Source organism: Nitriliruptor alkaliphilus DSM 45188 (assembly GCF_000969705.1).
Taxonomy (GTDB): Bacteria; Actinomycetota; Nitriliruptoria; order Nitriliruptorales; family Nitriliruptoraceae; genus Nitriliruptor; species Nitriliruptor alkaliphilus.
Window position 1 is genome coordinate 2,518,333 of the sequence record NZ_KQ033901.1, and the last position, 12,241, is coordinate 2,530,573.

The following is a 12,241-nucleotide window of genomic DNA, read 5'->3' on the forward strand; positions in this document are numbered from 1 at the left end:
CCGCCCTCAGCCCGCGACGGCGATGTCCAGCTGGTCGAGGAGCGCCGCCGTCCGAGCGCCGAGCGGCGGCAGATCGGCCGCGGTCAGCCGCACCAGATCCTCGGCGACGTCGACGTCGTGGGCGAAGCCGGCCAGCGCGGCCTCCGCCGTGCGTCGTCCGGCAGCCCGGGCCAGCGCGAGGTGGCGGAGGCCGGACCCTGGGCCGTAGGCGGTCGGGCACGCGTCGGGTGGCCGACGGAGCAACGCACCGGTGCCGCCGTCCGACGTCGGGGCGACCACGACCTCGGCATCGTGGCCGAGCAGGGCGGTCACGTCCTCCGCACACAGGCAGGGCAGGTCGGCTGCGACCACCACGAGCGTGCCGACCGGCCCGAGACGTCCCGCAGCGGCGGCCAGGGCGCCGTCGAGCCCCGACGCCCCGACCGGATCGGCCAGCGCCTCGAGGCCGAGCGCCGACGCTGCTGCGATGGCGGTCGGGCCGCCGGCCGCGACCACGATCCGGTCCACCGGCGACGACCGCAGCGCAGCCGCGACGTCGGCGAGCATCGCGCCCGCCAACGCGGCGCGGCCCTCGACCGACAGCGTGCCCGCCAGGCGCGACTTGCCGACGCCCGGAGCCCGGAGGGGCACGAGGGCCACGGTGGCGGCGCGGGGCGAGGAGGACATCGCCCTCATGCTAGTCGTGAGCAGTAGGGTCTCCCGCCGGAGCGGACGACCGTCGAGGAGCAGCGTGTGGGCAAGGTCGCGGTGATGGGGTCGGGCTCGTGGGGCACCGCCTTCGCGGCGATGTGCGCTGACGCGGGGGAACCGACCGTCCTCTGGGCCCGTCGGGACACGGTCGCTGCGCGCATCACCGACGAGCACCGCAACGAGGACTACCTGCCCGGCATCGACCTGCCTCCCTCCCTGACGGCCACCGTGGACCCGCAGGAAGCCCTCGCGGACGCGGATGTGGTCGTCCTCGCGGTCCCCTCCGTCGGGATCGCCGACCAGCTCGCCGACTGGGGTGCCCACATCGGTCACGACGCGACCCTCGCCAGCCTGATCAAGGGCGTCGACGTCGCCACGATGCGGTTCGGCAGCCAGGTCATCTCCGACACCCTCGACTGCGACCCCGACCGGGTCGTGGTCGTCAGCGGCCCGAACCTGGCCAAGGAGTGCGCGCAGCGCCAGCCCGCCGCGACCGTCGCCGCGTGCCCCGACGCTGGCCGCGCCGAGCGTGTGCAGGCGGCTGTCATGGCGCCCTACTTCCGCGTCTACACCAACCCCGACAAGGCCGGGGTCGAGGTGGCCGGTGCGGTCAAGAACGTCATCGCGCTCGCGGCGGGCATGGCGCACGGGATGGGGTACGGCGACAACACGATGGCGGCGGTGATCACCCGTGGTCTCGCCGAGATGGCCCGGCTCGGCGTCCGGCTCGGCGGCGAGGCCATGACCTTCGCCGGCCTCGCCGGGGTCGGCGACCTCGTCGCGACCTGCACGTCGCCGAAGTCCCGCAACCGCACCGTCGGCGAGCGCCTCGGACGCGGCGAGAAGCTCGACGAGATCATCGCCTCGATGAACATGGTCGCCGAGGGCGTCAAGTCCTCGCAGGCCATCCTCGCCCTGGCCGAGCAGGCCGGCGTCGAGATGCCGATCGCCCAGGGCGTCGTGGCGGTGTGCCACGGCGGCGCTTCGCCGGAGGATCTGGTGGGGGCGCTGCTGTCGCGGAGCGCCAAGCCCGAGGTGTACGGGATGTAGCGCCGCCGCCCTGGGTGGTCCGTCGCTCGGACCGCCGGGTGACGGGGACACCGCCGTCGGCGCCACTCGCCGCGGTCCCGGCGGCCCTTCGGTTCGCCGCCGGGACCTGCGGCTCCAGTTGCCGCCGTCGTCGTCCCCGCCACCCGGCTCGCGCCGCCCTACTCCGGCTCGATGGCGCAGCTCGGGATGTGGTGGGTAGCCATCGCAGCCGTTCAACACTCCGGGCGTTGGCCTCGTCCGCCGGGGCCGCCGCTGGCCGCAGGTGCGCCCACCCGCGAACCGCCGCGACGAGCTCGCGACGAGCTCGCGACGCTGAGCGTTCTCCACCGGTCGTCTGGGGTGCTCGGTGACGTGAGAGGACGACGGTGACGGCAGACGGCGGTCCAACGCCTTTCCGGCGTCACCGTCGAAGGCTGGCGTCACCGGGCTGGTGGGCCGGTCCAGCAACCCGCCGACGAACTCAGTCGAAGCTGATGCCGAGGGCGGTGACGATCTTGCCGGTCTGCTCCATGACGCCGTGGGTGAACTCGGCGTTGCCCTCACCGAGCTCGAGCTTGGTGACCTCGTCGAACTTCGCGGCGACGTCGTCGGGGCCGAAGCCGTCCTCGAAGGTCGCGCCGGGGCCCTCGACGATGGCGACGCGGGCGATGTAGCCACCGCCGACCGAGAAGATGCGGCCGGTCTCCGTGCAGGCCTCCGAGGCGAGGTAGCCGACGAGGGGTGACACGTTCTCGGGCTGCAGCACCTCGAGCAGTTGCGGGGGCATGATGTCCTCGGTCATGCGCGAGGCCGCGACCGGCGCGATGACGTTGGCGGTGATGCCGTACTTCTGGCCCTCGAGCGCGAGGGTGCGGGTGAGCCCGACGAGGCCGAGCTTGGCCGCCGAGTAGTTCGACTGCCCGAAGTTGCCGTACAGGCCCGAGCCCGACGTGGTGTTGATGACGCGGCCGTAGCCCTGCTCGCGCAGGTGCGGCCAGGCGGCCTTGGTGACGTGGAACCCGCCGTAGAGGTGGACCTTCAGCACGAGGTCGAGCTGCGGCTCCTCCATCTTGGCGAACGAGACGTCCCGCAGGATGCCGGCGTTGTTGACCACGATGTCGATGCGGCCGAACGCGTCGAGGGCGCTCTGCACGACCGCCGCGCCGCCGTCCCAGGTGGCCACCGAGTCGTAGTTGGCGACCGCCTCGCCGCCCGCGTCGATGATCTCCTGGACGACCTGGTCGGCCATCTCCGAGCCTCCGCCGGAGCCGTCACGGCTGCCCCCGAGGTCATTGACGACCACCTTGGCGCCGCGGCTGGCCAGCAGCAGGGCGTGGCTACGGCCGAGGCCGCCGCCCGCGCCGGTGATGACGGCGACGCGGCCTTCGTAGTCGATCTGTGCCACCTCGGGACCTCCCAGGGATGTGGTCGGGGGAGACGGCGGGGACGCGCACGTCGCGGCCGTCTCGAGCGTCGGCACCCTACCCGCGGCATCCGTCTGGTCGGGAACCGGTGGGTAGGTTGCGAGGCCCCGTCTCACACCCTCGGAGCCGAGCTCGTGGAGCCCACCCCTCCCCGGACCACCGGCGGTTTCGCGACCCGTGCCGTGCACGGTGCGACCGTGCCACCGGTCGGTCAGCACCCGGTCAGCGTGCCGATCCACCCCTCGGCGACCTGGGGGACCGCGACCTCGGCCGAGGTCGGCGACCTGCTCACCGACGAGGTGGCGGGGTACGTCTACGGCCGCTACGACAACCCGACGTCGACCGCGCTGCACGCGGTCATCGGCTCCCTCCACGAGGCCCCGGCGGCGTGGTCGGCGGCGTCCGGCACGGCCGCGATCCACGCCGTGCTCGACGTCCTGCGCGGTGAGGGGCGGGTGCTGGCGACCGCGATGCTCTACGGCGGGACCTGGGCGCTGCTGCGCCGGCTCGAGCGGGACGCCGGCTGGAAGGTCGACCACGCGCCGCTGCTGACCGCAGCCGATCTGCGTGCGGCGCTGACCGACGAGCACACGGTCGTCCACGTCGAGACGATCGCCAACCCCTCGACCGCCATCGCCGACATCCCGGCCATCGCGGCGGTCTGCCAGGAGCGGGGCGTCGAGCTGGTGGTCGACAACACCTTCGCGTCGCCGGTGCTGTGCCGACCGGTCACCCTCGGTGCGACAGCCGTGGTCGAGTCCGCGACCAAGTTCCTCGGCGGGCACGGTGACGTCGTGGCCGGCGTTGTGGCCGGCAGCGACGAACTCGTCGGCCGCGTCCGTGAGCACGTCTACGAGCTCGGCGGGTCGCTCGGACCGTTCGAGGCGTGGCTGGTGGTCCGTGGCATCCAGACCCTGGCGCTCCGGGTGCGTCAGGCCAGCGCGAACGCGACCGCCGTGGCCGCCGAGCTCGCTGCCGCCCCGAGGGGTGTGGTCGCGGTCCACCACCCGTCCCTCGACGCCCACCCGCAGCACGCCATGGTCCCGACGATGCTCTCCGGCCTGCCCGGTGCGCTGCTCGCGGTCGACCTCGGGTCCCGCCCGGCCGCCGAGGCGTTCGCGGACGCCTGCCGGGTGTTCGTGCGGGCCGCGTCGCTCGGGGGCACCCACTCGTTGGTCCTGCACCCGGCGTCGACCTCGCACCGCCAGCTCCGGGACGACGAGCTGCGGCTGGCCGGTCTCGGACCGGGCACCGTGCGTCTGTCCGTGGGCGTCGAGGAGACCGAGGACCTGGTGGCCGACGTCCGTCACGCCCTGGCCGCCGCGGACGACCACGCGGCGTAGCGGGCGGCGCGGCCACACGTCACGGTCCGTGCGGTCGGCATGACCGGGTCCGCGCTCTGCGAGGCGACGACCGAGGGGGCCGGGCTCGAGACCTAGCGTCCGGCGGTCGGACGGCGTCGGGGGAACGGGGCCGTCAGGTCCGTCGTATCGGCGTGGTTCGTCCGGCGTCGATCGCGGCGTCCCCCCGGACGCCGCTGGCACCTGGAGCACGGAGTTGGACCTCGATCGGTCCCCTCGTCCGCTGCGACGTTCGCGTCGCCTGTTGCTGCGTACCGCCACCCTCACGGTGGTGCTGCTCAGCGTCCCTGCTGCTGCCCTCGCGACCCACGTGTTCTCCGACGTGCCGCACAGTCACCCGCATGCCAAGGGCATCGGGTACGTGTCCGAGGCTGGTATCACCCAGGGTTGTGACGGCAGCCGGTACTGCCCAGGTGAAGGTCTGACCCGGGCGCAGATGGGCACGTTCCTGTACCGGGCGTCGGGCAACGACCCCGACACCCCCCCGAGCGTCAACGCGGCCCGCCTCCAGGGCCAGCCCGCCAGCACCTTCGCGCGCAAGTCCGACCTACCCAAGGTGACGACGGTGACCGAGTCGGTCGGGTGCGTCGGGAACAGCTTCTTCCCCCTCTCCACGGACGTGAGCTACTTCACGTTCAACAACCACGCCCGCTACATCACCGGTCCCGGGTCGTCGTTCCGGCTGGACTGCCAGGTGACCGTGCCGGACGGTGCGACGCTCACAGCAGCCGCGTTCCGGGTCAGCGACACCTCGACGACCCAGCGGGTCGCCCGGGTGGAGGTCGTGCGTCGAACGTTCCTAGGGCTCTCCCCGACGACGCTCGCTTCACAGGAGAACATCACGACCAACGCGGGGACGCCGGGATCGTCGACCGTCACGCTGGCCATCCCGCCCGCGAACGCCGTGGTCGACAACGGGACGTACGGCTACACCCTCGGGGTCGCGATGGGACCGAGTACACCGGCAGCCAGCGAGTACGTCTCCATCGTCGGGGCGACGCTCACCTACGAGATCGACCGGCTCGTGCCCTGAGCCGCTCGCGGCGACGGAGCGCCCGGGGTCGGCCCCGGGCGCTCGGCGTCTCCGTTCGGTCAGCGACCCTTCGCTAGCGTCAGGTGGTCGGACGGCGTCAGGGGGCGGGGCCGTCAGGTCCGTCGCGTCGTCGGCGTGGCTCGTCCGGCGTCGATCGCGGCGTCCTTGGCGTCGCTCGGTACTGGAGCACGGAGATGGGCCTCGACCGGTCCCCCCGTCCGCTGCGGCGTTCGCGTCGCCTGTTGCTGCGTACCGCCACCCTCACGGTGGTGCTGCTCAGTGTCCCTGCTGCTGCCCTCGCGACCCACGTGTTCTCCGACGTGCCGCACAGCCATCCGCACGCCAAGGGCATCGGGTACGTGTCCGAGACAGGTGTCACCCAGGGTTGTGATGGGAGCCGGTACTGCCCGGGTGACGGGCTGACCCGGGCGCAGATGGGCACGTTCCTGTACCGGGCGTCGGGCAACGACCCCGACACCCCACCGAGCGTCAACGCCGCCCGCCTCCAGGGCCGGCCCGCCAGCGCGTTCGCGCGGAAGTCCGACCTGCCGAAGGTGACGACCGTCACCGAGTCGGTCGGGTGTGTCGGAACCAGCTTCATGCCGGCCTTCTCGACCGCCGAGTACGGCTCCGTCAACAACGGCCGGTATCTCCTCAGCAACGGGCGCGTGGTGTGCCAGGTCACGCCGCCGGAGGGCGCGCGCCTCACGTCGGCTGTCTTCAACGTCCACGACAACTCGCCCTCGGCCCGGGTGGTAGCCGTGCAGGTCATGCGTCCCGCCCTGGCGAACTTCTCGCACTCGCCGCTGGTGGTACAGAACGACATCACGACGAACGCCGGCACGCCCGGACCGGTCACCGTGACGCTGCCGATCAGCGGGGCGGGGGCGCTCGTCACCAACGCGACGCACGGCTACACGCTCGAGGTCAGCCTGGGAACGAGCGACGTGCTCACCCACGAGTACGTGATGGTCACCGGCGCGCGGCTCACCTACGAGATCGATCGGCTCGTGCCCTGAGCCGCTCGTATCGACGGAGCGCCCGGGGCCGGCCCCGGGCGCTCCAGCTTCCCGTTCGGTCGGCGTCCCTTCGCTAGCGTCGCGACCCCCGCCGGGCTGACCGGTCCCGGCGGGTCATCGAACGTCCGCCTCCGTGGCGGACGCGGAAGCGGAGTCGAACGTGAAGCGGGTGCTGCTGCTGTTCGGCGGGCGGTCGAGCGAGCACGAGGTGTCGTGCCTGTCGGCGCGGTCCGTCCTCGCCGCGATCGACCGCGACCGCTACGAGGTGCTGCCAGTCGGCATCACCCGTGAGGGGCGCTGGACGCTCACCGACGGCCGTATCGAGACGCCGCCCGGGCGTCCGATGCCCGAGGTCGACGACGCCGGCCCGACCGTCGCGCTCGTCGGGACGCGCAAGGGTGCGATGCTGGTCGAGCTCGACGAGTCCGCGGGGACCTCCCGCGTGGTGTCCGAGGTCGACGTCGCGTTCCCCGTCCTCCACGGGCCCTACGGCGAGGACGGCACGGTGCAGGGCCTCCTGGCCACCGTGGGGGTGCCGTTCGTCGGCGCCGATGTCACCGGATCCTCGATCGGGATCGACAAGACCGCGATGAAGGCCGCGTTCGCCGCGATCGGGCTGCGGCAGGGTCAGTACGCGACCGTCCACCAGGCCCGCTGGAGCGGTGACCCGGACGCGGTCACCGCCGAGCTCGAGGAGACGCTGCCCTACCCCTGGTTCACCAAGCCGGCCCGGCAGGGCAGCTCGATCGGCATCCGCAAGGTGGCCGGGCGTGGGGACCTCGCCGAGGCGCTCGAGGAGGCCTTCCGCTACGACGCGGTCACCGTCGTCGAGCGTGGGTTCGACGCGCCGCGCGAGCTCGAGGTCGGCGTCCTCGGCGTGGGCGACCTGCAGGTCACCGCTCCGGGCGAGATCCGTCCGTCACACGAGTTCTACGACTTCGAGGCCAAGTACCTCGACGACTCCGAGCTGGTCATCCCCGCTGACGTCCCGGAGCGGATCGCGCAGCGGATCGACGAGGTGGCCCGCGCGGCCTTCCGTGCGATCGGCTGCCGCGGCATGGCACGCGTGGACTTCTTCCTCGTCGGCGACGGCACGGACGTCGACGACCTGCTCATCAACGAGATCAACACCATCCCGGGGTTCACGCCGAACTCGATGTTCCCCCGCCTGTGGGACGCCGAGGGACTGGCGTACCCGGCGCTCGTCGACCGTCTGCTCGAGCTCGCCTTCGAGGCCGGTTAGAGGTCGACGACCGGGCACGTCAGGGTGCGCGTGATGCCCTCGATGCCCTGGATGCGTGAGACCACCATCCGGCCGAGCTCGTTCACATCGCTGGCTTCCGCCTTCACGATGACGTCGTACGGGCCCGTCACGTCGTGCGCCGAGATGACGCCGGCCAGCTCACCCGCCGCCGCGGCCACGGCCGCGGCGGCGCCGAGCTCGGTCTGGATCAGGATGTAGGCCTCGACCACCGCTTCGCCCTCCCAGGCTGCCGGGGCGGTGACCCTAGACGGGGAGGCGGTCAGGCGGAGGCGCGACGCACCAGGGTCGTCGGCAGCACCAGCTGCACCGCTGGGGTCGCGGCCGTGCTTTCGATCTGCTCGAGGAGCAACCGGACCATGTGCGCGCCGATCTCGGTGAGATCCTGCCGCACGGTCGTCAACGCGGGGCGCACCGACGTCGCCGTGGTGGAGTCGTCGAAACCGGTGACCGCGACGTCATCCGGGATCCGGCGCCCGGCCTCCTGCAGGACCTCGAGGACGCCGGCCGCCGACAGGTCCGACGCCGCGACGATGGCGTCGACGTCGGGGTGGCGGTCGAGCAGCTGACGGGCGGCCTCGCGACCGCCCTCGCGGGTGAACCCCCCGACGACCTCGAGGTCCGTGTTCAGGGGGAGTCCGGCGTCCCGCAGCGCGTCGCGGTACCCGGTGAGGCGGTCGCGGCCCGCGACCATGTCGAGCGGACCGGTCACCGTGGCGATGCGTCGCCGACCGGCGTGGACGAGGTGTTCGGTCGCGAGGCGTGCGCCGCCGACGTTGTCGGCGTCGACCCAGGTCAGCTGCGGGTGCGGCTCGTGCGGTCGACCGCCGAGGACGGTCGGGATGCCCCGCTCGGCGAGGTGGACGGGCAGCGGGTCCACGCCGTGCAGGGACAGCAGCAGCACGCCGTCGGTGTGGCCACCGAACAGGTAGCGCTCCAGGCGGCCGGGGTCGGCCGTCGGCCCGGCCATCAGCAGCACCAGCTGCAGGTCGGTGCTGGCGACGGCCCCGCTTATCCCGCGCACCATGCCGGCGAAGAACGGTTCGCCGAAGACGCGCTCCTCGGTCTCGCGCACGACCAGCGCGATCGAACCGGTCCGGCGGGTCACGAGGGTCCGCGCCGCCGGGTTCGGGAGGTAGCCGAGCTGCGCGATGGCGGCGTCGACCGCGGCCCGCGTCGCCTCGGACACCTTCGGACTGCCGTTGACGACGCGGCTGACCGTCGAGCGGGACACCCCGGCGAGGGCTGCCACCTGCTCGAGCGTCGGACTCGCGGGCTGCCCGAACCCGGCCACTAGGAGGCCGCGGCGCCGCGCCGCCCGGCGATGGCCTCCCGGTACCAGTCGGCGGAGGCCTTCGGGGTGCGGACCTGGGTGGCACGATCGACGTGCACGATGCCGAAGGTGGGGGCGTAGCCCTCGGCCCACTCGAAGTTGTCGAGCAGCGTCCACACGTAGTACCCGCGGACGTCCACACCGGCGGCGGCAGCGCGGGTGGCTGCTCGCAGGTGTGCATCGAGGTAGGCGATGCGATCGGTGTCGTCGATGCGGCCGTTCGGACCCGGCGCGTCGGGGAACGCACCGCCGTTCTCGGTCACCGCCATCGTCACCCCCGGGTAGTCCCGGTGCAGTCGCAGCAGCAGCTCCTCGAGGCCCGTCGCGTCGATGCTCCAGCCGAGGGTGGTGTGCGGCGCCGGTCCGGGGACCTCGGCGAGGTGATCCTGCCCTGGTCCCGGCAGGCCGCCGTCGCCGGCGGGGCGGGCGGTCACCACGACCGGGTTGTAGTAGTTGATCCCGAGCAGATCGATCGGTGCGGCGATGGCTGCAAGGTCATCGTCTCGGTGCAGGGCCCCGAGGTCGGTCAGCGGCTCCCAGGCGGCGAGGACGTCGTCGGGGTACCGGCCGTGCACCAGTGGGTCGAGCCAGACTCGGTTGCGCAGGCCGTCGGCACGCCTCGCGGCGGCGAGGTCCGCCTCGTCGTCGCTGGCTGGCCGGATCGGCGCCGGGTTGAGCACGATGCCGACGTTGGTGCCCGGCCCGCCCGCGGCCCGGATCGCCCGGCTCGCCTCGCCGTGCGCGAGCAGCAGGTGGTGGACCGCGGCGATGGCCCGTGCGGGGTCGCGGACACCGGGCGCGTGGATGCCGGCGTCGTAGCCGAGGAAGGCGGCGCACCAGGGCTCGTTGAGCGTGCTCCAGTCGCGGACCCGGTCACCGAGACGACCGGCGACCACCTCCGAATAGCTGACGAAGCGCTCGACGGTGGCGCGTTCGCTCCAGCCACCGTCGTCCTCGAGGCGCTGCGGGAGGTCCCAGTGGTAGAGCGTGGCGAGCGGGTGGATGCCACGTTCGAGGAGGCCGTCGACCAGGCGGTCGTAGAAGTCCAGTCCCCGGGGTTCGAGGCTGCGCCCGTCGGGTTGCACCCGCGGCCACGCGATCGAGAACCGGTAGCTGTCCACCCCGAGCCAGACCAGCAGGTCGAGGTCCTCCTCGAGCCGGTGGTAGTGGTCGCAGGCCACGTCCCCGGTGTCCCCACCGACCACCGCCCCAGGGGTGCGGGCGAAGGTGTCCCAGATGGAGGGACCCCGCCCGTCCTCGGCGACGGCTCCCTCGATCTGGAAGCTGGAGGTCGCCACCCCGAGGGTGAACCCCTCGGGCAGGGCGAGGGGAGGGTGCGGAGCCATCGGCGGATCCCGTCGGTGGCGGGCCACGGCGGCGACGAACGGTGTCAGAGCCGCACACGGACATCGCCGAGTTGGTCGTGAGAGCGCTCCCATGTTCCACGCTGAGCGGCCATCTGTCAACGGGTCGTGCACCGCAGGGGGTCATCCGGGCGTTCCTGGGTACGAGTTCCCCGAACCCCGGCGAACCGCGGTCCGCCAACCTACGGTGGCGGTCGTAGGTTGGTCCCGGCCCGGGACCGCCTGCCCTTCGCTCCGGGAACCGGGGCGGTGAGACTCGACGTCGGCGCGGTCACAACGGCTGCGCTTCTGGAGAAGGAACCAACCGATGCGTAAGCACACGCGCTGGGTAGCGGCCTTCGCCGCCACCTCGCTGCTCCTCGCCGCATGCGGCGACGGTAACGGAGACGACACCGCCGCCACGGACGGTGATGCTCCCGATCTCGCCGGCGCCGAGGTGTCGATCTTCGGCGCCCCGTCCAGCGTCGAGGCCGACGCCATCAACGCCGTGATCGACGAGTACTTCAACCAGCCCACCGGGGCGAACGCCTTCTACGAGGGCTCGGACAGCTTCGAGGAGCAGATCGTCGTCCGCGTCCAGGGTGGCAACGCCCCGGACATCGCCCTGTACCCGCAGCCGGGTGCGGTCATCGAGCAGGCACAGGCCGGCAACGCGGTCTCGCTCGAGGAACTGGGCTTCGACATCGCCGAGCTCGAGGACCGCTTCGGCGAGTACCTGCTGGGCCTCGGTGAGTACGAGGGCGAGCACTACGGCATCCCGACCAACGCCAACCTCAAGAGCCTCGTCTGGTACAACATCCCGGTCTTCGAGGCTGAGGGGTACGACATCCCCGAGACCTACGAGGACATGGTCAGCCTGTCCGAGCAGATGGTCGAGGACGGCTACACGCCGTGGGCGATCGGCACGGGTTCGGACGCCGCCACCGGATGGCCCGCGACCGACTGGCTCGAGGACATCGTCCTGCGCCAGGCCGGCCCGGAGAACTACGACCAGTGGGTGACCAACGAGCTCGCGTTCGACTCGCCCGAGATCACCGAGGCCATGGAGACCTTCGGTGAGATCGTCTTCGGCGACGGGTTCGTGATCGGTGGCCCCCAGGGCATCCCGGACCTCGACTTCCGCGACGCTCCCGACGCCATCATCGGTGACGAGCCGGCCGCGCTGATGCACCGGCAGGCCTCGTTCATCGTCAACTTCTTCCCCGAGGGGGCGGAGTTCGGCACCGACTACGGCGTCTTCCCCTTCCCGAGCGTCGACGGCAACCAGGGCGCGCTGATCGCCGGTGAGCTGGCCGTGGTCTTCCGCGACGCACCCGAGGTCAAGGAGTTCATCGAGATCTTCACGGGTGAGGAGGCGCAGTGCGCCGGCGGCGACTTCGCCGACGTGTCACGCATCTCCCCGAACGTCAACACGACCGCGGACTGCTACCGCGACGAGGTCGTGGCGACGTCGGCCGAGACGATCCTGAGCGCCCTCCAGGAGGACACGGCCCGGTTCGACGCGTCGGACCTCATGCCGTCCGAGGTCGGCGCCGGTTCGTTCTGGTCCGGGATGAACGAGTGGATGCGTGGCGGTGGCGACACCGACGCGGTCCTGTCGAACATCCAGGCCAGCTGGCCGAACTGATCCGAACAGGCACGGAGCACGACCGAGGGGGCGGGTGCGGGAGCACCCGCCCCCTCGGGCATCTCGGGGGCCGACCCGGACCGATTCCGTGTTCCTCCTC

General features: G+C 72.2%; 11 protein-coding genes. 6 read left to right on the top strand and 5 right to left on the bottom strand.

From position 1 onward, the window contains the following. Nucleotides 1-6: 6 nt before the first annotated feature. Nucleotides 7-666 carry a 2-phospho-L-lactate guanylyltransferase gene (gene cofC, locus NITAL_RS11770; protein WP_052666393.1) on the bottom strand — a complete coding sequence of 220 codons (660 nt, stop codon included), beginning with the start codon at nucleotides 664-666 and terminating at the stop codon, nucleotides 7-9. A 66-nt stretch (nucleotides 667-732) separates the two neighbouring features. Here cofC and NITAL_RS11775 point away from each other — a divergent pair, with 66 nt between their 5' ends. Beyond that, entirely contained in the window at nucleotides 733-1,740 is a 1,008-nt protein-coding gene (locus NITAL_RS11775; RefSeq protein ID WP_169786825.1) for an NAD(P)H-dependent glycerol-3-phosphate dehydrogenase, read from the top strand. Nucleotides 1,741-2,200: 460 nt separating this feature from the next. Here NITAL_RS11775 and NITAL_RS11780 read toward each other — a convergent pair whose 3' ends face one another. After that, a complete protein-coding gene (locus NITAL_RS11780; RefSeq protein WP_052669623.1) occupies nucleotides 2,201-3,115 on the bottom strand; it encodes an SDR family NAD(P)-dependent oxidoreductase in 915 nt (304 codons plus the stop codon). 162 nt (nucleotides 3,116-3,277) lie between these two features. On the opposite strand from NITAL_RS11780, the gene NITAL_RS11785 reads away from it, so the two are divergent. The 4 genes from NITAL_RS11785 to NITAL_RS11800 all read left to right on the top strand — a co-directional run bounded on the left by NITAL_RS11785 (nucleotide 3,278) and on the right by NITAL_RS11800 (nucleotide 7,799). Next, complete coding sequence (locus NITAL_RS11785; RefSeq protein ID WP_052666394.1) at nucleotides 3,278-4,486, top strand: trans-sulfuration enzyme family protein; 1,209 nt, start codon at nucleotides 3,278-3,280, stop codon at nucleotides 4,484-4,486. A gap of 262 nt (nucleotides 4,487-4,748) precedes the next feature. Further along, nucleotides 4,749-5,537, top strand: a complete 789-nt coding sequence (locus tag NITAL_RS11790) for an S-layer homology domain-containing protein (protein ID WP_211262361.1) — start codon at nucleotides 4,749-4,751, stop codon at nucleotides 5,535-5,537. A 242-nt stretch (nucleotides 5,538-5,779) separates the two neighbouring features. Next, nucleotides 5,780-6,556: an S-layer homology domain-containing protein gene (locus NITAL_RS11795; protein ID WP_157041786.1), complete on the top strand. Its 777-nt coding sequence runs from the start codon at nucleotides 5,780-5,782 to the stop codon at nucleotides 6,554-6,556. Nucleotides 6,557-6,716: 160 nt separating this feature from the next. Next, complete coding sequence (locus tag NITAL_RS11800; RefSeq protein ID WP_052669624.1) at nucleotides 6,717-7,799, top strand: D-alanine--D-alanine ligase family protein; 1,083 nt, start codon at nucleotides 6,717-6,719, stop codon at nucleotides 7,797-7,799. Here NITAL_RS11800 and NITAL_RS11805 read toward each other — a convergent pair. The 3 genes from NITAL_RS11805 to NITAL_RS11815 are packed head-to-tail and all read right to left on the bottom strand — an operon-like array spanning nucleotide 7,796 to nucleotide 10,496. Further along, nucleotides 7,796-8,029: an Lrp/AsnC ligand binding domain-containing protein gene (locus NITAL_RS11805; protein WP_052666397.1), complete on the bottom strand. Its 234-nt coding sequence runs from the start codon at nucleotides 8,027-8,029 to the stop codon at nucleotides 7,796-7,798. The genes NITAL_RS11800 and NITAL_RS11805 overlap by 4 nt on opposite strands. 50 nt (nucleotides 8,030-8,079) lie before the next feature. Next, entirely contained in the window at nucleotides 8,080-9,069 is a 990-nt protein-coding gene (locus NITAL_RS11810) for a LacI family DNA-binding transcriptional regulator (protein WP_211262362.1), read from the bottom strand. 41 nt (nucleotides 9,070-9,110) lie between these two features. Next, nucleotides 9,111-10,496, bottom strand: coding sequence for a GH1 family beta-glucosidase (locus NITAL_RS11815; protein WP_052666399.1), 1,386 nt, complete (start codon nucleotides 10,494-10,496; stop codon nucleotides 9,111-9,113). Nucleotides 10,497-10,821: 325 nt separating this feature from the next. On the opposite strand from NITAL_RS11815, the gene NITAL_RS11820 reads away from it, so the two are divergent. After that, nucleotides 10,822-12,141, top strand: a complete 1,320-nt coding sequence (locus tag NITAL_RS11820) for an ABC transporter substrate-binding protein (RefSeq protein WP_052666400.1) — start codon at nucleotides 10,822-10,824, stop codon at nucleotides 12,139-12,141. The last annotated feature ends 100 nt before the right edge of the window (nucleotides 12,142-12,241 follow it).

Coding starts and splice junctions, on each gene's coding strand:
- NITAL_RS11815 (WP_052666399.1), bottom strand. CDS start 10,496: ATGGCTCCGCACCCTCCCCTCGCCCTGCCCGAGGGGTTCACCCTCGGG.
- cofC (WP_052666393.1), bottom strand. CDS start 666: ATGTCCTCCTCGCCCCGCGCCGCCACCGTGGCCCTCGTGCCCCTCCGG.
- NITAL_RS11820 (WP_052666400.1), top strand. CDS start 10,822: ATGCGTAAGCACACGCGCTGGGTAGCGGCCTTCGCCGCCACCTCGCTG.